This window comes from Marinobacter sp. KM021, from assembly GCF_050707965.1.
Classification (GTDB): domain Bacteria; phylum Pseudomonadota; class Gammaproteobacteria; order Pseudomonadales; family Oleiphilaceae; genus Marinobacter; species Marinobacter shengliensis.
This window is the reverse complement of the sequence record NZ_CP136129.1, coordinates 4,139,652-4,159,316: the sequence shown is the minus strand read 5'-3', so window position 1 is coordinate 4,159,316 and position 19,665 is coordinate 4,139,652. Positions and strand designations below refer to the sequence as shown.

At 58.6% G+C, this 19,665-nt stretch carries 19 protein-coding genes; 13 read left to right on the top strand and 6 right to left on the bottom strand.

Annotated features, from left to right (window positions below; translation table 11 throughout):
* Window positions 1–126 precede the first annotated feature (126 nt).
* Entirely contained in the window at window positions 127–642 is a 516-nt protein-coding gene (locus RVM24_RS19405; protein ID WP_374786351.1) for a fibronectin type III domain-containing protein, read from the top strand.
* 21 nt (window positions 643–663) lie between these two features.
* On the opposite strand, the gene RVM24_RS19400 is transcribed toward RVM24_RS19405, so the two are convergent.
* Complete coding sequence (locus tag RVM24_RS19400; protein WP_061332562.1) at window positions 664–999, bottom strand: DUF2782 domain-containing protein; 336 nt, start codon at window positions 997–999, stop codon at window positions 664–666.
* An 85-nt stretch (window positions 1,000–1,084) separates the two neighbouring features.
* Between RVM24_RS19400 and polA the strand changes: the two genes are divergently transcribed.
* The gene (polA, locus tag RVM24_RS19395; RefSeq protein ID WP_286920937.1) at window positions 1,085–3,817 is read left to right on the top strand and encodes a DNA polymerase I; all 2,733 of its coding nucleotides are present in this window, start codon (window positions 1,085–1,087) and stop codon (window positions 3,815–3,817) included.
* A gap of 196 nt (window positions 3,818–4,013) precedes the next feature.
* Entirely contained in the window at window positions 4,014–4,367 is a 354-nt protein-coding gene (locus RVM24_RS19390) for a hypothetical protein (RefSeq protein WP_106694532.1), read from the top strand.
* 39 nt (window positions 4,368–4,406) lie between these two features.
* Here the strand turns inward: RVM24_RS19390 and RVM24_RS19385 are convergent, their stop codons facing one another.
* The 3 genes from RVM24_RS19385 to RVM24_RS19375 form a co-directional block, all read right to left on the bottom strand.
* A complete protein-coding gene (locus tag RVM24_RS19385; protein ID WP_286920936.1) occupies window positions 4,407–5,804 on the bottom strand; it encodes an OmpP1/FadL family transporter in 1,398 nt (465 codons plus the stop codon).
* Between the two features lie 158 nt (window positions 5,805–5,962).
* Window positions 5,963–7,084, bottom strand: coding sequence for a PilT/PilU family type 4a pilus ATPase (locus tag RVM24_RS19380; protein WP_061332594.1), 1,122 nt, complete (start codon window positions 7,082–7,084; stop codon window positions 5,963–5,965).
* A 194-nt stretch (window positions 7,085–7,278) separates the two neighbouring features.
* The gene (locus RVM24_RS19375) at window positions 7,279–8,313 is read right to left on the bottom strand and encodes a type IV pilus twitching motility protein PilT (RefSeq protein WP_008174189.1); all 1,035 of its coding nucleotides are present in this window, start codon (window positions 8,311–8,313) and stop codon (window positions 7,279–7,281) included.
* Between the two features lie 52 nt (window positions 8,314–8,365).
* On the opposite strand from RVM24_RS19375, the gene RVM24_RS19370 reads away from it, so the two are divergent.
* From RVM24_RS19370 to RVM24_RS19325, 10 genes are all read left to right on the top strand, one after another.
* A complete protein-coding gene (locus RVM24_RS19370) occupies window positions 8,366–9,079 on the top strand; it encodes a YggS family pyridoxal phosphate-dependent enzyme (protein WP_431474627.1) in 714 nt (237 codons plus the stop codon).
* 63 nt (window positions 9,080–9,142) lie between these two features.
* The gene (gene proC, locus RVM24_RS19365; RefSeq protein WP_286253545.1) at window positions 9,143–9,976 is read left to right on the top strand and encodes a pyrroline-5-carboxylate reductase; all 834 of its coding nucleotides are present in this window, start codon (window positions 9,143–9,145) and stop codon (window positions 9,974–9,976) included.
* A 22-nt stretch (window positions 9,977–9,998) separates the two neighbouring features.
* The gene (locus tag RVM24_RS19360; protein WP_431474626.1) at window positions 9,999–10,583 is read left to right on the top strand and encodes a YggT family protein; all 585 of its coding nucleotides are present in this window, start codon (window positions 9,999–10,001) and stop codon (window positions 10,581–10,583) included.
* 206 nt (window positions 10,584–10,789) lie between these two features.
* Window positions 10,790–12,754: a dynamin family protein gene (locus RVM24_RS19355; protein WP_431474625.1), complete on the top strand. Its 1,965-nt coding sequence runs from the start codon at window positions 10,790–10,792 to the stop codon at window positions 12,752–12,754.
* Window positions 12,755–12,925: 171 nt separating this feature from the next.
* The gene (metX, locus tag RVM24_RS19350; RefSeq protein WP_431474624.1) at window positions 12,926–14,074 is read left to right on the top strand and encodes a homoserine O-succinyltransferase MetX; all 1,149 of its coding nucleotides are present in this window, start codon (window positions 12,926–12,928) and stop codon (window positions 14,072–14,074) included.
* Window positions 14,071–14,673, top strand: a complete 603-nt coding sequence (gene metW / locus RVM24_RS19345; RefSeq protein ID WP_106694447.1) for a methionine biosynthesis protein MetW — start codon at window positions 14,071–14,073, stop codon at window positions 14,671–14,673. The genes metX and metW overlap by 4 nt, the downstream gene beginning before the upstream one ends.
* Entirely contained in the window at window positions 14,673–15,119 is a 447-nt protein-coding gene (locus tag RVM24_RS19340) for a DUF4426 domain-containing protein (RefSeq protein WP_061332593.1), read from the top strand. The genes metW and RVM24_RS19340 overlap by 1 nt, the downstream gene beginning before the upstream one ends.
* A 4-nt stretch (window positions 15,120–15,123) precedes the next feature.
* Window positions 15,124–15,723, top strand: coding sequence for an RdgB/HAM1 family non-canonical purine NTP pyrophosphatase (gene rdgB / locus RVM24_RS19335; RefSeq protein ID WP_431474623.1), 600 nt, complete (start codon window positions 15,124–15,126; stop codon window positions 15,721–15,723).
* A 4-nt stretch (window positions 15,724–15,727) separates the two neighbouring features.
* Window positions 15,728–16,873, top strand: a complete 1,146-nt coding sequence (hemW, locus tag RVM24_RS19330; RefSeq protein WP_431474622.1) for a radical SAM family heme chaperone HemW — start codon at window positions 15,728–15,730, stop codon at window positions 16,871–16,873.
* Window positions 16,873–17,421: a hypothetical protein gene (locus RVM24_RS19325; RefSeq protein WP_061332552.1), complete on the top strand. Its 549-nt coding sequence runs from the start codon at window positions 16,873–16,875 to the stop codon at window positions 17,419–17,421. Before hemW ends, RVM24_RS19325 begins: the two co-directional genes overlap by 1 nt.
* A gap of 12 nt (window positions 17,422–17,433) precedes the next feature.
* Here RVM24_RS19325 and trmB read toward each other — a convergent pair whose 3' ends face one another.
* Together trmB and RVM24_RS19315 are read right to left on the bottom strand one after the other, a co-directional pair.
* Complete coding sequence (gene trmB / locus RVM24_RS19320) at window positions 17,434–18,159, bottom strand: tRNA (guanosine(46)-N7)-methyltransferase TrmB (protein WP_431474621.1); 726 nt, start codon at window positions 18,157–18,159, stop codon at window positions 17,434–17,436.
* A gap of 72 nt (window positions 18,160–18,231) precedes the next feature.
* Window positions 18,232–19,581 carry a YifB family Mg chelatase-like AAA ATPase gene (locus RVM24_RS19315; RefSeq protein ID WP_431474620.1) on the bottom strand — a complete coding sequence of 450 codons (1,350 nt, stop codon included), beginning with the start codon at window positions 19,579–19,581 and terminating at the stop codon, window positions 18,232–18,234.
* Between the last annotated feature and the right edge of the window lie 84 nt (window positions 19,582–19,665).

The window sequence follows — 19,665 nt, the reverse complement described above, 5'->3', positions numbered from 1 at the left end:
ACTTGATCGAAAGGCATCGACTGGCATAATCGCACCTTGTTTGAGGTAGCCCGTCTCCCGGTTTTATTCAGGCTCCATACGATCAGCAACCAGAGAGCCAGCCACGGCTCCGTATGCGAGTTGACCATGAAGTATCCATTGCCACCCGTGCCCGGCCGGTTAGCCAGCGCGCTTTCAAAGTCAGCGCTTTGCTTGCTGATTATTACCGCTTCCCTTTTGACCACTGGCTGTCAGGAAGACACGCGCGCCAGCAAACTCGACTCCCAACGCGCTTCAGAAGTTTCCGATGCAAGGCTGAAACAGGCGCAATCAAACCTTCTGGCCACGTTGGGGCAAACTCCGGCAACCCAGGAAAGTCGCCAAGCCGGCGATAGCGTTACCCCCCGCACCCTGGCCTGGAATCCACCTATGACCCGCGAAGATGGCTCGTCACTGGCACCGGGCCAGATCTCTGGATATCGCATCTATTACCGGATGAAGCACAAAAATGATTTCAATATCATTCCGCTGAACGATGCCAGCACAACCCGTTACCGCCTCGAGGGCATGCCCCCCGGCGCCTACGAATTCTCAATTACGACGGTCGATGTGGATGGGCTTGAAAGCCGGCGCTCAGACCCGGTGGAAGTCAACCTGATCTGAGCGCAAAGGAAAGGTGCCAGGTTACCAGCGGAAGATCACCCAGCTTGGAATCAGCAGGTCAGACTCAGTGTCCTGTATCCAGCCACCACCAGATGGTACCAGGTAGTATTCGGGCCCGACGTTAGGCACCACCTTGATTTCCATAAGCTGGCCATTCACGCGGTATTCATAGAACACTTCATTCTCCCCCGGCCGGATCACAATTTCCGGCCCGCCTTCCGGGGGCTGGTAATCGGAAATAACCACAGGCTCCTGGGGCGTGACCACCGGGGTGGCATCCAGCGAGCCTTCTTGCTGCGCCATCACCGGTAAAGACACAAGCCCAGCCAACATGGCGGAACAGGCGATTCGTTTCATTTTCGTGGTACCCTTTCGTTCATCTTTCTGGCTAGAGTTGCACAAGCCAACCCACGCTTCAATCAGATTCCGGACCGGCTTTGATATGACTGAGAAAAAGACCCCACCCGTGGTTCTTGTTGACGGATCTTCCTACCTGTTTCGCGCTTACCATGCGCTGCCACCACTGACTACCAGCAAAAACCATCCGACCGGAGCCATCAAGGGCGTTATCAGCATGCTTCGGCGTCTTGAGCAGGATTTCCCCGGCTCCAAGGTGGTGGTGGTGTTCGATGCCAAAGGCAAAACCTTCCGCCATGACATCTATGAAGAGTACAAGGCCAACCGGCCACCCATGCCGGAAGATCTGGCCGTTCAGATCGAACCGATCCACGAAATCGTCCGCGCCATGGGGCTCCCCCTATTGATTGTTCCGGGCGTGGAGGCCGATGACGTCATTGGCACCCTGGCCTACGAAGCCACCAGCAAGGGTATCGATGTGGTGGTCTCCACCGGCGACAAAGACATGGCCCAGCTGGTGAGCGATCACGTGACCCTGATCAATACCATGACTGAAACCGCCATGGATCGGGAGGGGGTGATCGAGAAATTCGGGGTGACCCCGGAACAGATAATCGACTACCTGGCCTTGGTGGGTGACAAGGTGGATAACATTCCGGGCGTGAACAAATGTGGCCCGAAAACCGCGGTGAAATGGCTGCAGACTTACAACGATCTCGACAACCTGATCGAACACGCCGACGAGATCAAAGGCAAGATCGGTGAATACCTGCGGGAAGCCACCGGCACCCTGCCCCTGAGCCGGGAACTGGCCACCATCCGCCTGGATGTCGACCTGGACTTCGGCCTGGAAGATCTGCAGGAGCGGGAACAGGACGACAATTCCCTGCTGGAACTGTTCAAGGAGTACGAATTCCGCAGCTGGATTGCTGAGTTGGAGAACACCGAAGGTTCCGCCAGCGACCAACGTGAGCGCTCCACCGAGCAGGAATCCGCAAAACCGGTAGAGAAACAGTATTCCGTGGTTACCGAGCAGAGAGAGCTGGATACCTGGCTGCAACGACTGAAAGCCGCCGACCAATTCGCTTTCGACACCGAAACCACCAGCCTGCGCTATATGGACGCCGAAATCGTGGGTGTGTCTTTTGCTATCGAGCCGGGGGAAGCGGCCTATGTACCTCTGGGCCACGATTACATGGGGGCACCGGATCAACTGGACCGCGACCATGTGCTTAACCAGCTCAAACCCCTGCTGGAAAGCCCGGACGTGAAAAAGATCGGCCAGAACCTGAAGTACGACAAGAATGTGCTCGCCAACCATGGTATCCAGCTGGAGGGCATCGGCGACGACACCATGGTGGAGTCCTATGTACTCAACTCAGTGGCCACCCGCCACGACATGGATAGCCTGGCCCTAGAATACCTCGGTGAGCAGACCATCACCTACGAATCCATCGCCGGAAAGGGCGCCAAGCAGCTCACCTTCAATCAGATTGATCTGGAGAAAGCAGGCCCCTACGCAGCCGAAGACGCCGACATTACCCTTCGCCTGCACCAGGCTTTGAGCCCGAAACTGAAAGAAACCGGCAAGCTGGAATCGGTGTACCGGGAGATCGACCTGCCGCTGGTACCGGTGCTGTCACGCATGGAACAAAGAGGCACTCTGATTAGCGCCAGCACCCTGCGCCAGCACAGCCAGGAACTGGCCGAGCGCATGGCGGAACTGGAGAAAGAGGCCCACGAGGTGGCCGGCGAAAGCTTCAATCTGGGGTCCACCAAGCAGCTGCAGGCCATTCTGTACGACAAGTTCGGCCTGCGCGTGATCAAGAAAACTCCGAAGGGTGCACCCTCCACCGCCGAGCCAGTATTGCAGGAACTGGCCCATGAGCACGAACTGCCCCGACTGATTGTAGAGCACCGCAGCCTGAGCAAGTTGAAGTCCACCTACACGGACACCCTGCCAGAGCTGATCCATCACCGCACCGGCCGTGTACACACCTCCTACCATCAGGCGGTGACTGCCACGGGGCGCCTGTCGTCCTCCGAGCCGAACCTGCAGAACATTCCTATCCGCACTCCGGAAGGCCGCCGCATTCGCCAGGCCTTCATCGCGCCGGAAGGCTACAAACTGTTGGCGGCGGACTATTCCCAGATAGAGCTGCGAATCATGGCGCATCTGTCTGGCGACAAGGGCCTGCTGAGGGCCTTCGAACATGGTGAAGACATTCACAAAGCCACCGCCGCCGAGGTCTTCGGCGTGAGCCTGATCGAGGTCAGCTCCGACCAACGCCGCAGCGCCAAAGCCATCAACTTTGGCCTTATCTACGGCATGTCTGCTTTCGGCCTGGCCCGCCAGCTGGAGGTCGACCGCAAGACCGCCCAGGAATACATCGACCGCTATTTCGAACGTTACCCGGGCGTACTCAAATACATGGATAACATCCGCAAACAGGCCCACGACGATGGCTACGTGGAAACCCTGTACGGCCGCCGCCTGTATCTGCCGGAGATCAACGCCCGGAACAAACAGCTGCAACAGGCTGCCGAGCGCACCGCAATCAACGCGCCCATGCAGGGGACCGCTGCCGACATCATCAAGCGGGCGATGATCGATGTGGACCAGTGGCTGCACACAGAGCATGCCGACGATGCCTGGATGACCATGCAGGTGCACGATGAACTGATCATCGAAGTGCGGGAAGAGGCTCTGGAGACCGTGCGCAAGGGCCTGGTGCAGCGAATGCAGGCTGCCGCCAAGCTGGACGTACCGTTACTGGTAGAAGCCGGCACCGGCGACAACTGGGACCAAGCTCACTAGACCTGAAACCTGGCCCGATAACGCCCTGTTTTTGTTCATTTTCACTGGAAAAGCACAATGACAGGGCACCCTTTCCCCTTCACTCCACCTTCCCGCTACGTTTAAGCGCCTCCCGATCACGGCACGAAAACTGCACAGATCTGAGGGTCTGGGCTCTTTGATGCCCTATGCCGTGACAGCGATGCGAGGCCTTTCCATGAATTCCGTAGCGAATGAACGCAACTGGTTATTCGACCCATCCCACCTGAAACTGGTGCAACAGTGCCGCCGGCTGATTCAGTCTGAATTCGGGGTAAAGCTCCACCTGAACGAAGACCACCTTGCGGAGCACTTGGCTGAATACGCAGGTAAAACCCGATCGAAGCATCTGGTGCATACCTGGGAAGCGCTTAAACAGAGGGTGCCGGAGCTGGGGCAGATAGATGCAGCGCCAGCCGCTGCCAAAACTTATCGCGGGCAGGAGATTGCTGGTTCAGAGGAGGAGGCAGGCGGGGAAGAAGCCCGACCAAGGAAGAAACAGGTTATCTATCGTGGTCAGGTGGTAGGCTGACCCGGACTGGCCGGATCAGCTATCGAGAAGGACAGCCGCTTAGAAGGCCTTGCTGAACTCGATGGCGGCGCTCCAGGCGCTCAGGTCGTATTCCGCTTGGTAGTTGGATTGGCTGATTGGATCGCCCGTTGGATCGTCGTGACTATACTCACGGTCATCAACCTTGGCAGTACCGTCGAATATCAACGTTCCGACGGCCGCGTCGACCGTCCAACCACTTGCAACATCCTTCCATTGCGCACCCAGCGTCAACCAATGGCGGTCCGTGGACGGAATCCGTGCAGTGACGTATTGGTCAACAGGAGATTCATCGAAAGCATAACCCGCTTTGAACGCCCAAGCCGGAGTTGCCTGCCAGATGCCCCCAACATTAACCTGCCAGGTGTTCTTCCATTCTTCCGTCACGTGGTTGATTGGATCAGGAGCCTGACCACCATTGAGCGCGCCCAGGATTCCTGAGACCTGGCCCGTCGCACCCTCGCGACTAACGATATCCAGTTCCTCAAATCGGCTCCACCGAGCATAGGTTGCGCCCGCAAGCAGCGTCACCTCGTCAGTCAGCTGGTGGCGAGCACCAAAACCAATACTTTCCGGAATTGCCAACGGAACTTCAACTCTCTCGGTAGCTGTCGTCACTGGCGTGAAAGGGGCCCCGGGAAGGCCCGTGACTTCCATATCTCCTTTAAGGTTAAGCTCCGTACCTGTTTGAGCGGTCAACCCGAATTGTGTGCGGTCAGAGAACTCATACAGAAAGCCCACCCGAAAAGTCACACCAATATCATCGCCTTCCACATCGGCGTATGGCTCTGCTCCAGTTGCCGCCAAAGGCGATGCGCTCAGGTCCTGATAACGGCTAAGGCGACCTTCTGCATATAGCACATTGAGACCCAACCCCATCGACAGTCCCTTGCCATTATTGAGAGCAATAGATGGGGTAAATGCGATCGCAGTCAACTCAGTTTTATCAGCAAAAAAACGACCGGCAAAATCATTTTCATAATCTGCAGCCAGTCCGTAAGGTGCATGAATACCAAAGCCAACATCGATAGAGTCGTTGATTTCATGGGCCAAGTAGAAATTAGGCAATACTGCTGGGTCGGCGATATCTCCGCCATTCCTATAATTACCCCCATCAACCGGCTGCCCATCGGCACCAATAGCTCGGATACTGGAAGTCTTCGCCTTGGCATCAATATCCAACACCGCGGCACCAAACGAAATATTGGTCCCAGACAACTGGCTCATGCCAGCGGGGTTAAAAAATACAATAGTGGCATTCTCGGGGTTAGCCGCTGCACCGGCATTAGCAGTGCCCATGGCACTGGCGCTCTGCTCGTTCAGGGCGAATCCGCCGGCCAAAACAGTGGCTGGGGCGGCGAGAGCTGTCACGGTAGCGAAGCGGATGGCCTTTACGAGGGCATTGGTATTCTTGTGCATGCTGTCTCCTTTGTTAGTCGCGCGCGGAGTATACGCAGGGCAGCACAATGGCCTCAAATGCCAAAACTACTGGTTGCAGGCACTAACAAAGTACGACTTTGGTATTAAGGCGGCCCCGGACAGAGCCGCCTGGAAGGAGGATCGCTGTTCGGTTTCGATCAATCGTCCTGAATGGTGAGCTTGTCGACCGAAGATGACAGCTTGTCGGCACCCTGGGCATCGGCACCGAGCTTGATCATCAGGCGCAGGTCGTTCGCGGAATCCGCGTGGGCCAAAGCGTCTTCATAGGTGATGGAGCCTTCGGCGTACAGCCGGTACAACGCCTGGTCAAACGTCTGCATGCCGGATTCGTTGGACTTGGCCATCAACTCTTTGAGTTTGTGCACTTCGGCTTTCCGAATCAGGTCCGCCACCAGCGGCGTGTTGATCAACACTTCGATTACGGCCTTGCGGCCTTTGCCATCCGGCGTCGGCACCAATTGCTGAGCCACGATGGCGCGGAGGTTCAGGGAGAGGTCCATCCAGATCTGGTTGTGCTGTTCCGGCGGGAAGAACTGGATGATCCGGTCCAGGGCCTGGTTGGCGTTGTTGGCGTGCAGGGTGGCCAGACACAGGTGGCCGGTTTCTGCGAACTGTACCGAATACTCCATGGTCTGGCGGGTACGCACCTCACCAATCAGGATAACGTCCGGCGCCTGTCGCAGAGTGTTTTTCAGGGCCACCTCGAAGCTTTCGGTGTCGATACCCACTTCCCGCTGGGTGACGATGCAACCCTGGTGCTGGTGCACGAATTCAATCGGGTCTTCGATGGAGATGATGTGGCCGCGGCTGTTGCGGTTACGGTGGCCGAGCATGGCGGCCAGGGAGGTGGACTTACCGGTACCGGTGGCGCCCACAAACATGATCAGGCCACGCTTGGTCATGGCCAGATCTTTGACGATCTCGGGCAGCGCCAGGTCGTCAATCTGGGGAATTTTCACTTCAATCCGTCGCAATACCATGCCGCACAGGTTGCGCTGGAAGAACGCTGACACCCGGAAACGGCCAATGCCCCGGGCACTGATGGCGAAGTTACATTCGTGGGTCTCTTCGAATTCGGCGCGCTGTTTGTCGTTCATGGCGCCGTAGACAAACTCCCTCGTCTGCTCCGGCGTCAGCGCGTTCTTGGTGACCGGGAGCACTTTCCCGTTTACCTTCATGCTCGGCGGCACACCCGCTGTAATAAACAGGTCCGAACCGCCTTTTTCCACCATCAGCCGTAACAGTTTTTCGAATTCCATTTGTCTACCTATACCGTTTTGTTCTCACCACGTTGACTCCCCGAACAGTGTTCGAGGAGCGGGGCGGGCGGCCTTCCCGGGACTGTCTGCAGCATGGATGCTGCAGTCAAGCTTACAGGGACGTATTTACAGCGTGTCCCGGGAAGGCCGCCCGCCTCGCTCCCTCCCCAAAGGTGGAAGCAAGGAGCCCGAAGTTAAAAGTTATCAGGCATCTTGGCCTTGGCCCGCGCTGCTTCACGGGAAATAAGACCCTTCTGCAACAGGCGCTCCAGGCACTGATCCAGCGTCTGCATGCCCAGGGAACCACCCGTCTGGATAGACGAGTACATCTGGGCAATCTTGTCTTCACGAATCAGGTTACGGATGGCCGAGGTGCCAATCATTATCTCGTGGGCGGCAATACGGCCGCCGCCCATCTTCTTCATCAGGGTCTGGGAGATAACCGCCTGCAGGGATTCCGACAACATGGATCGCACCATGGACTTTTCCTCGGCCGGGAACACGTCAACCACCCGGTCGATGGTCTTCGCAGCGGAGGTGGTGTGCAGGGTGCCGAACACCAAGTGGCCGGTTTCGGCGGCGGTCAGAGCCAGACGGATGGTTTCCAGGTCCCGGAGCTCACCTACCAGGATGATGTCCGGGTCTTCCCGCAAGGCGGAACGCAGGGCTTCGTTAAAGCCCAGGGTATCCCGGTGCACTTCCCGCTGGTTGACCAGGCACTTTTTCGAGTCGTGTACGAATTCGATGGGGTCTTCGATGGTCAGCACATGCTCGTAGCGGGTATCGTTGATGTAATCGATCATCGCCGCCAACGTAGTCGACTTACCGGAACCTGTCGGCCCGGTAACCAGTACCAAACCACGGGGAACCGAAGACACGTCCTTGAAAACCTGGCCCATGCCCAGATCTTCCATGGTCAGAACCTTCGAGGGGATGGTCCGGAATACAGCGCCGGCGCCACGGTTCTGGTTGAAGGCGTTTACCCGGAAACGGGCCACACCCGGCACCTCGAACGAGAAGTCGGTTTCCAGGAACTCTTCGTAATCCTTACGCTGCTTGTCGTTCATGATGTCGTAGATCAACCCGTGCACTTCTTTGTGCTCCATCGGGGGAAGGTTGATGCGGCGCACGTCGCCGTCGACACGGATCATGGGGGGCAGACCGGCAGACAGGTGCAAATCCGATGCGCCCTGTTTCGCCGAAAAGGCAAGCAGTTCAGTAATATCCATAGGATTCCTCGGAGGGCTTTTTCTTTTAGTCCAGAAGCGGCAAACTCACACTATGAGCAGCATAGCAGACAACATCGGGAGCGTAACCCGACGCATACAAAAAGCAACATTGAAGGCAGGCCGGGACCCCGGCAGTGTGCGCCTGTTGGCAGTCAGCAAGACACGCCAGCCAGACGAACTCCGGGTCGCTGCCAATGCCGGCCAGGTTGCCTTTGGTGAAAACTACCTTCAGGAGGCGCTGGACAAGATTGAAGCCCTGAAGGATCTCGATCAGATTGAGTGGCACTTTATTGGCCCCATCCAGTCCAACAAAACCCGGCAAATTGCGGAGATGTTCGCCTGGGTGCACAGCGTTGACCGGCTGAAGATTGCCCGCCGCCTGAGCGAGCAGAGACCTCCCGGTTTACCACCATTGAATCTGTGCCTGCAGGTCAACATCAATGACGAGGACAGCAAATCCGGCTGCACCCTGTCCGAACTGCCCGAACTGGTGGATGAGATCGGCGATTTGCCTAACGTAAAATTGCGAGGGCTTATGGCGATTCCCGATCCAGACCAGTCCGAGGCAGATCTGCGGATGAGTTTTCGCAAGCTGGCCAATACCCTGCGGGAGCTTAAACGGGGGTCTCCTGAGGCGGGCCCGATGGACACACTGTCTATGGGTATGTCGGATGATCTCGAGATCGCCATCGCAGAGGGCGCAACCTGGGTTCGCGTAGGTACCGCTCTATTTGGGGCAAGGCCATCCAAACACAGCCAGAGCTGAAACCGCTGGTTCCTGCTATCATCGCATTCAACGAATTAACTGACCAAAGCCCTGGAGTGACCCTTGAGCACATCACCCACGATTTCTTTTATAGGTGCCGGCAACATGGCCAGCGCCATCATCGGCGGCATGCTGGAGAACGGCTACCAGGCCGGTAATATCTGGGTAAGCGCCCCTGACGATGGCCACCTGCAATCCATCCGGAAGCGTTTTGGTGTCAGCGTTACCACGGACAACCGGTACTGCGCCCAACAGGCGGATATTGTGGTGTTGGCAGTTAAGCCCCAGGTGATGGCGGATGTCTGCCACGACATCGCCCCGGTGGTGCAGAACACCCGCCCGCTGATGGTTTCCATCGCCGCAGGCCTGACCGCTGAGACTCTGGACAACTGGCTTGGCGGCGGCATGCCGCTGGTTCGCGTGATGCCCAACACACCGTCGCTGGTTGGCAAGGGTGCCGCCGGGCTGTTTGCCAACGCACAGGTCAAAGACGCACAGAAGACATCGGTACAGTCGATGTTCGAAAGCATCGGCTCAGCGCTGTGGGTGGACGACGAAGACCAGTTGCACGGCGTTACCGCGCTATCCGGAAGCGGCCCGGCGTATTTCTTCTTGATGCTTGAAGCTCTGGAAGGCGCCGCCACCGAAGCCGGCATCGCACCTGAAACCGCTCGGGCACTCGCTATTCAGACCATGGCGGGCGCGGCCGAAATGGCGGCCCGCAGCGACGATGACCCAGCGCAGCTCAAACGCAACGTCATGTCCCCCGGCGGCACCACCGAGCGTGCCGTGAATACCTTTGAGGACGGCGGCCTGCGGCAACTTGTGAAAAAGGCCTATGGCGCGGCGTTTGATCGCTCCCGGGAAATGTCCAAAGAACTGGCAGATAAACAGTAACCGTTAACGGAGACACAGCTACATGCTGGCAGATATTGTGATTACGATCCTGCTGATCGCGTCCACCTTCTACATGACCATCGTACTGCTGCGCTTCCTGCTACAGCTGGCCCGGGCCGACTTCTATAACCCGATTTCCCAGTTTGTGGTAAAGGCCACCAATCCGCCGCTACGCCCGCTGCGCCGTTTCATTCCAGGCTGGGGCGGCATTGATGGGGCAGCGCTGGTACTTGCTGTCATTATCCAGGCCATTACCTTCCTCCTGATCCTGGTGGCCCTGAACGGCGGGATTCCCGGCATCAATCCGATTACCCTGCTCGTCTGGGCCGTTTTGAATGTGCTCAGCCTGATTGTCAAAATCTACTTCTGGTCAGTGATTGCCGTGGTGGTGGTCAGTTGGATTGCCCCGCAAAGCAGCCACCCGGCTATCCAGCTGGTCGCGCAGATTACCGAACCGGTCATGCGACCGGTGCGTAGCGTCATGCCTTCCATGGGCGGGTTGGATCTGTCACCAATCATTGTGTTCCTGATACTGAACGTCATCTCTGTGGTGATTGACCATATGAAGATCGCCGCGGGCCTCGGCTCCATCGGCCTTGGAATGTAACCTGCCTCACAGATATACATTCAGTTACAGTTTTATCTATTTCGAAACACCGAAGGCTTCAGCGTCAACAACATGATTCTGAAGCCTTTTTTGCATCAGTTCCCGACCTGCCGTAAAAAATGCCGACTGGCGCACCCCACCCAACTGACTAAAAAGGCTACTATTAACGTCATTTAATCTCGGAAGTCGCGCAGAAGGATTATCCAATGAATCAGCAGGGAACTCTGTCGCAGCAGGTTGAGGCATACCACAACTGGAAGAAAGAGCTGATACGGCAGATTGGCCGGTACCGGCTCTGGCTGCAAGATAACAATCTGTTCTCGGAAGACGTCAGCACCCGAATTCGCCATGGCCTGGAACTGCTCATTGAAGATGAGCTGACCATCGCCTTTGTGGGCGAGTACTCCCGCGGCAAAACCGAGCTGATCAATGCCCTGTTTTTTTCGGAGTACGGTCAGCGCATGCTGCCGTCCCAGGCAGGCCGCACCACCATGTGCCCCACGGAGCTGTTCTTTGATCGCAGCGCCAACCAGAACTACCTGCTGCTCCTGCCCATCGAGACCCGGACCGGCGAACTTTCCCTGCAGCAACTGCGCAAGCAGCCTGAGCGCTGGGTAAAGCACGAGCTGGACGAGCGCAACCCGGAAGTCATGCGCGAAGTGCTGGCCGAGGTTGCCCGCATCAAAAGCGTGACCCCTGACGAAGCGCGCCAGTTGGGCTTTGACGAAGCCATGCTGGAACACGATCGCAACAACCCCGGCAATGTACTGGTGCCTGCCTGGCGCAACGCCCAGATCAGCATTCGCCACCCGCTGTTCGAGCGTGGTCTTCGCATCCTCGACACGCCGGGGCTCAATGCACTGGGCTCCGAGCCTGAGCTGACCATCAGTATGCTGCCCCGCGCCCACGCGGTCATTTTTGTGTTAAGTGCGGACACCGGCGTAACCGCCAGCGATATGACCATCTGGAAGGACCATATCGATACCGAACACGCCGACCACAGGGCCGGCCGGTTTGCCGTGCTGAACAAAATTGATGTGCTGTGGGACGACCTGCAGGGTGAGCAACACACCGCCGATGCCATTGAGCGGGTACGCACCTATACTGCGGAACATCTGAGCATACGCCAGCAAGACGTGATCCCGCTTTCGGCAAAACAGGGACTGCTGGCCCGGGTACGCAAAGACAACGAGCTGTTCGGGCGCTCCAACATCGGCCAGCTCGAGCAACTGATCATTCAGCGCATCCTGATGCACAAGGAGCAGTTGATTACCCAGAACCTGATCAACGATCTTCTGGGCATGCTTCAAAACAGTCAGGCGGCCATGCAATACCGGCTTGAATCACTGGAAGAAGAACGCCAGGCCTGTGCCGGCGCCACAATGGACAAGGCCGCCCTCAGCCGGCTAGCAGAGCGCGCGCAGAAAGACTATGACTTCTACTACAAAAAGCTGATCACCCTGCGTTCCTCCCGCCGGCTCATGGATTCCCAGGGAGAGATGCTGAAGAACCTGGTCGCCGAGGATCGTTTTGAAAATCGCGCCGCCAAGGTTCGTCACACGATGTCCAAGAGCTGGACGACGGCCGGCATGAACCGGGCCATGGACCATTTCTTTGAACTGTTGGAAAGCGACCTGACCAACCTGCTGGCCGAAGGCCGGCTGGCAGAGAAAATGGTCGGAGCCATCTATCGCCGTTATAACGAAGACACCCGGGCCAGGCACCTGGAGCCCATCCCGCTGCGGGCGGGCCGCCATGTCATCGCCATTCGTGAACTGCGCAAGAAAGCCAAGCGCTTTCGCATCAGCCCGAAAAACCTGCTGACCGAACAGTCCCTGCTGGTGCGCCGCTTCTTCAACGTCATGGTGGGCGAAGCTCGCACCCTTCACGGCCGGGTGCGTAAGGATGTCGAACGCTGGCCCCAGGAAGCCCTGCTGCCGATCATGCAGTATTCCATGGAGCAGAAACAGCTGTTGGAGCACCAGATCCGCCGCCTGCGCGACATGGTCCGCAGCGACCGGGACAGCCGCGCGGAGCGCCAGCGCCTGGATAATGCCATTGCCGACCTGCGTAAACAGCTGGAACTGGCCGACGCCATGATGCGGCAAATCCGCAAACCGGCCCCTACCATGATTCAGCAGAAAGTCGTCAATATCTCAGGCGCCATCTGAAAGACCGGGGCCCGCTCGAACATCGCGCGGGCCCCGAAAACGGCGCCACAGCCACGCGCCGGTTGCAGCAACCCCCACCCGCCTTTAAACTGCGATGCTGTCGCGCTTTTCTGAACACTTCAAGGCCAATGGCCAGACACTTGTGGACCGGACCAGGAACTCATCACCGCCATGCCTGATTCCCTGCCCTCGGACTCCGTGGGCCTTGTAAGCCCCCAAACCATTCGCTTTGACACGCCGATCGAACTGGCGTGCGGCCAGACCCTGGACAGTTACAACCTGGTGGTGGAGACCTACGGCACCCTGAATCCGGACGCCAGCAACGCAGTGCTGATTTGCCATGCACTCAGCGGCCATCACCATGCCGCGGGCTATCACAGCATGGAAGACAAGAAGCCTGGCTGGTGGGACAGCTGCATCGGCCCAGGCAAGCCCATCGATACCAATCGTTTTTTTGTGGTCAGCCTGAACAATCTGGGAGGCTGCCACGGCAGCACCGGCCCCAATTCCAACAATCCGGTAACGGGCAAACCCTTCGGCCCGGATTTTCCGGTGATTACCGTTGCCGACTGGGTAAAAAGCCAAGCCTACCTGGCTGACCACCTGGGCATTGAACAGTGGGCCGCGGTGGTCGGCGGCTCGCTCGGCGGCATGCAGGCGTTGCAGTGGAGCCTGGATTACCCGGAACGGTTGCGTCACTCTGTGGTGATTGCCTCCACGCCCCGACTCAGTGCACAAAATATCGCCTTCAATGAAGTGGCTCGTCAGGCCATTACCTCCGACCGGGAGTTCCACGACGGCCGATACTACGATTTTGGTGCGGTGCCACGTCGCGGCCTGATGCTCGCCCGTATGGTCGGCCACATCACCTACCTGTCCGACGCCTCCATGGGTGAGAAATTCGGCCGGGAGTTACGGGAAGAGGCTTACAAGTTCGGGTTCGACGCCGAGTTCCAGGTAGAAAGTTACCTTCGTTACCAGGGCGAGCGTTTCTCAGAAAGCTTTGATGCCAACACCTACCTGTTGATGACCCGGGCCCTGGACTACTTCGATCCGGCCTATGCCGCCGGCGGGGATCTAGCCAAGGCTCTGGCACCGGCAAGCTGCGAGTACCTGGTGCTGTCGTTCAGCACCGACTGGCGCTTTTCGCCCGAACGCTCCGAAGAGATGGTGAACGCCATGATCTCTGCCCGCAAGAAGGTCAGTTACGCCGAAATCGATGCCCCCTGGGGCCACGACGCGTTCCTGATTCCAACCCCCAGGTACACCGATATTTTCACCGCTTATATGGACCGGGTGGCACGGGAGGTGGGCGCATGAGACCAGACCTGGACATCATCCAGCAATGGGTCCAGCCAGGGCATCACGTACTGGACCTGGGTTGCGGCAATGGCACCCTGCTGGACTTTCTTCAGCGGGAGCGAGGCGCCACGGGGTTTGGCCTGGAGATCAACCCGGACCACATCACCACCTGTATGGCGAAAGGGGTGAGCGTGATCGAGCAGAACCTGGACACCCAGGGGCTGGACAATTTTGACGACGGCATGTTCGACGTGGTTCTGATGACCCAGGCCCTGCAAGCGGTGCGGCGACCGGACAAAGTGATCGAAGAGATGCTCCGGGTCGGCCGAGAGGGCATCGTCACCTTCCCCAACTTTGCCCATTGGCGCCTGCGCTGGGGACTGGCTCTGAGTGGCCGTATGCCCGAATCCGACGCACTACCGTATAAATGGTATAACACCCCCAACATACGGCTATGCACCTTCAAGGATTTTGAAGCCTTGTGCCGTCAGAAAGGCATTCGCATCAAGAGCCGCCGGGTGGTAGACGGTCAGCATCAGAACAGCTGGCTGGCCAGGCTCTGGCCGAACCTGTTGGGGGAAATTGCCATCTATCGAATCACGCGGGAGAACCCATGATGATGACTCGTTCGATCACTCGCCTACTGACCCTGACCCTGGGACTGCTGTTATTCGCTCAGGCGCAGGCCGGCCAGGAAGACTTCGGTGACTATCAGGTGCACTGGAGCGTTTTCCCAAGCACCTTCCTTGACCCGGAAGTCGCCAGGGCCAACAACCTGCAACGCAGCCGGGGCATTGGCATCATCAACATTTCCATTATGACCGAAGGTGAGCATGGCCAGATCCGGCCGGTTGGCGGGCAGGTACAGGGCCAGGTTACCAATGACATCCAGCAGGTGAATTTCCTGGCCTTCCGTCGTATTCAGGAGGGTGATGCAGTCTATTTCATCGCCCAGTACCAGTACCGTTCCGGCGACCTGATGACGTTCAACATCACGGCCCGGCCCACTGGCCACAACCGGGATCTGCCAGTTCGTTTCTCCCATACCCTGTTCAATGACTGACACCATGAGCCAGAAATTTATCATCGCCAGCAATAACAAAGGCAAGATTGCCGAACTGACAGAACTGCTCAGCCCCTTGGGGTTGCAGCCGGTTGCCCAGGGCGAACTTGGCGTGAGCGAGGCCGAAGAACCGGCGGTCACCTTCGTTGAAAACGCCATCCTCAAAGCCCGCCATGCCGCCCGGGAAACCGGGCTGCCGGCCCTGGCAGACGACAGCGGCCTGGCCGTGGATGCCCTCAATGGCGAGCCCGGCGTGCGCTCGGCGCGGTACGCCGGCGACGCCGCTTCCGACGCCGACAACGTGGCGGCACTTCTGGATGCCTTGAACGACGTTCCCGCCGCACAACGCAGTGCCCAGTTCCATTGTGTTCTGGTGTATCTTCGACATGCCGACGACCCCACGCCGATCATTTGCCATGGCCGCTGGCCCGGGCAGATCCTGACCGAGCCCCGGGGTGACGGCGGCTTCGGTTATGACCCTGTATTCCTGGCGCCGGAGTTCAACTGCAGCGCCGCAGAACTGACCCGGGCACAGAAAGGCAAGATCAGCCATCGGGGCCGGGCCCTGGCCAGCCTGCTGGAACAACTCCAGGCGGAGCGGTAAACCCATGACCGCCACCCCGGTTGCGGTCTGCCCGCCACTGAGCCTGTACATCCACGTGCCCTGGTGCGTGCGCAAATGCCCCTACTGTGACTTCAATTCACATGCCGTCAAGGGGGAAATTCCGGAAACGGCCTATCTGAACGCCATTCTGGAGGATCTGGATCAGGACCTGTTCTATATCCAGGGGCGCCCTATCGAAACCGTCTTTATCGGCGGCGGTACTCCTTCCCTGATGAGCGGCGCCTTCTACGAACAGCTGTTCGACGGGCTCCGCCAACGCCTGCCTTTTTCGAGCGATGCGGAAATCACCCTGGAAGCCAACCCCGGCACGCTGGAAGCAGGTCGCTTCGAGAGTTTCCGCGAGGCCGGCATTAACCGGCTGTCCATCGGCGTGCAAAGTTTTCACCCGGAACACCTGCAAGCCCTCGGCCGTATCCACGATCAAGCCATGGCCCACCGGGCCATCGAATCCGCCCAGACTGCCGGGTTCGACAATTTCAACATCGATCTGATGCACGGCCTGCCGGGGCAAACTCCGGAACAGGCAGTGAACGACCTGCAGGCCGCCCTGGCCCACGGGCCAACCCACTTGTCCTGGTATCAGCTTACCATTGAGCCGAACACCGAATTTTTCTCGCGGCCACCGGCGTTGCCAGACGACGACCGGCTCTGGGAGATTTATCGGCAAGGAACCGCTCATCTTCGGTCAGCGGGCTTCGACGACTATGAGATATCGGCCTGGAGTTTGCCCGGCCGGGCAAGTAGGCATAACCTGAATTATTGGACGTTTGGTGATTACCTGGCGCTGGGTGCTGGCGGGCATGGCAAAGTCAGCCTGGCTGACGGCAGAGTTCTGCGATACTGGAAAACCCGGCAACCAGACGCCTACCTGCAAAGGATCGGCTCCCGCACCTCCGGCAGCGAAGACCTGGAACCGGAGGATCGGCCACTGGAGTTCATGATGAACGCGTTACGCCTGAAACGGGGCACCTCCGAGCAACTGTACTTAGAACGTACAGGTTTACCCTTGTCGTCAGTTGCGGTACAACTTGAGCAATTACGCAAACAACATCTGCTGACCCCCGATCGCCTGCAGGCGACCGAGCAAGGACAGCGTTACCTGAATAGCCTGCTGGAGCACTTCCTCTGATGAATTCAGCTCAGCACACCGTGCCATCCGGGCCTCGCCCGATGAAACCGCCCATGAAGGTATCCATCGTGGTGGCGGTGGCGCTGTTTCTGGTTCTGATGGCCATCAACCAACCCCTGAAGACCGGTTCTGCCCCTCAGGGCATTGTCAGCTTCCAACTGGCAGGCACGGCAGACCAGGCCTACGCCATCATCCGCAGCTGGCGCGAGAACGGCTTGATCTGGGCAAAAGCGTCATTGTGGGTAGACTTTCTGTTTATCGTGGCTTACCTGGCCGCGCTGTTGCAGTTGACCAGACACTTCACCCGGGACAGGCCCGGCATCCGGGAGCGCAAGGTCGCACGCTGGGTGCGCGCGCTGTTTATCACGGCAGGGCTGAGTGACGTGGCGGAAAACATTGTACTGCTGAACAACCTGAGCCCGCCCACAGACTCCATGAGCATGACCGCCACTATCCTCGCGTTGATCAAATTCACCGGGCTGCTGCTCGGAGTGGCCGGACTTGTCATCATCCGGGCTGCCCGCCGGCATCCGCTGAGCCACTCCTGACACTGTCCCGCCTCAATTGGTGCGATAGAACAACAAATCCCAGACTCCGTGGCCAAGATTTTCACCACGCTTTTCGAATTTGGTGATCGGACGGTCATCCGGGCGCGGTGAGTAGCCACCCTGCTCCTGAGTATTGGCGAACCCTTCCGAATCGTTCATCACTTCCAGCATGTGCCCGGCGTAGTTTTCCCAGTCCGTCGCCAGGTGCAGAATGCCACCAACGCGGAGTTTGTGACGAATCCTCTGAACAAAGTCGTGCTGGATCAGGCGACGTTTGTGGTGCTTTTTCTTGTGCCAGGGGTCCGGAAAGAACACCATCACACGGTCCAGGCTGGCATCTGGTAAGCACAAGTCGATGACGTCATTGGCGTCGATATTGTAAACGCGCACGTTCTCAAGTCCGCGATCCTCCACCTCTTTGAGCAAGGCTCCAACACCGGGCAAGTGCACTTCCACACCGATAAAGTCCTGCTCGGGGGCCGCTTCCGCCATATCCGCCAGGGATTTCCCCATGCCAAACCCAATCTCCAGATTCAGCATGTTGTCCCGGCCAAACACTTCCCTCGGGTCGATCATGCCGTTGTCGCGGCTCAGGCCGTACTTGGGCCAGCTGCGTTCATAGGCTTTTTTCTGACCCTCGGTCATCCGGCCCTGGCGCAAGACAAAACTGCGAACACCGCGGCGGGTGGTGATCGGGTTGTCGCCGGAGGCATCGTGCGTCTCATGCTGGTCAGTCATCTGTGGTCCTCAACCGTCAATGCGGATCTGATTTAGGGAACGTTACCCGCCAGTTTACCAGAGTAGGCCGCCTCAAGCGGAGACAACCGAGCTTTGCCCCTGTTGACGGTCCAGTTGCCGGTAGCCGAGCGCTTCCATCAGATAGTTTCGGGTTACCGCTGGCTGGTCATCCAGGTCCGCCAGGGTGCGGGCCACTCGCAGAATTCGGTGCAACGCCCGCGCAGACAACCCCAGTTTCTCCATGGCTCCGGACAGCAGTTTCTCGCTCTCCGCATTCAGATGGCTGGCCTCGTGCAACGCCTTGCCAGCAAGGGCCGCATTGAGCACGCCCCGTTCTGACTGCCTGGCCCGGGCCCGTAACACCCGTTCCCGGACGCTGGCGCTGGACTCTCCGGTTTCACCCGCCCCCAACAACACGCCCCCGGCCTGCACCGGCACTTCAACGTGCAGGTCAAACCGGTCCAGCAACGGCCCGGATATCCGGGAGCGATAGCGCATGACCTGCTGCGGCGTACACTGACACTCCATGGTCGGATGCCCACTGTAGCCGCACGGGCAAGGGTTCATAGCAGCAACCACCTGGAATCGGGCAGGAAAAGTGACCTGCCGTGCAGCCCGACTGATGGAAATTTCACCGGTTTCCATAGGTTCCCGCAATACCTCCAACACGCGGCGCTGGAACTCTGGCAACTCGTCAAGAAACAGTACGCCTCGATGGGCCAGGGAGATTTCTCCGGGCCTTGGGCTGCTACCACCTCCCACCAGCGCCACCGCCGAAGCGGTATGGTGCGGGGAGCGGAATGGAGCCTGCCGCCAACCACCGGGCTTGAGGGGAAGGCCGGCGACCGAATGCACACTGGCCACCTCCATGGCCGCGGCGTCGTCCAGGGCTGGCAGTATGCCGGGCAGCCGGCTGGCCAGCATGCTTTTGCCGGTGCCTGGCGGGCCAAACAGCAGAAGATTGTGCCCGCCGGCAGCCGCCACTTCCAGGGCCCGTCGGGGAACCTGCTGGCCCCGGACGTCCGCGAGGTCCAGCCCCTCGTCCCGGGGCCCGGCTTCTGGCTGGGCTCGAGCTACCGGGGATATCCGGGCGCGACCAGACAAATGCTCACAGACGGTCAGTATGTGGCTGGCGGCAAACACGTCATCATCGCTGGCCAGCGCGGCCTCTTCAGCATTGTCTTGGGGAAGCAACAGCGCGCGACCGGCGCCTCTTGCCGCCAGTACCGCCGGCAATACGCCTTTCAGGGGCCGTAATGCGCCATCCAGGGACAACTCGCCAATGAACTCGAGGTCTTTGAGACTTTCGGCGGGAATCTGCCCGGAAGCGGCGAGGATGCCAAGGGCGATGGGCAGGTCGAAGCGTCCACCCTCTTTGGGCAGGTCTGCGGGGGCCAGGTTAATGGTTTTCCCGAGCTTCAAAATATTCTGTCTATAAATGTAGCTGGGATTCGGGCTATCCGACCTCCCCAAAGATCTAATCGAACTGTTAACAACAGTCTGGCT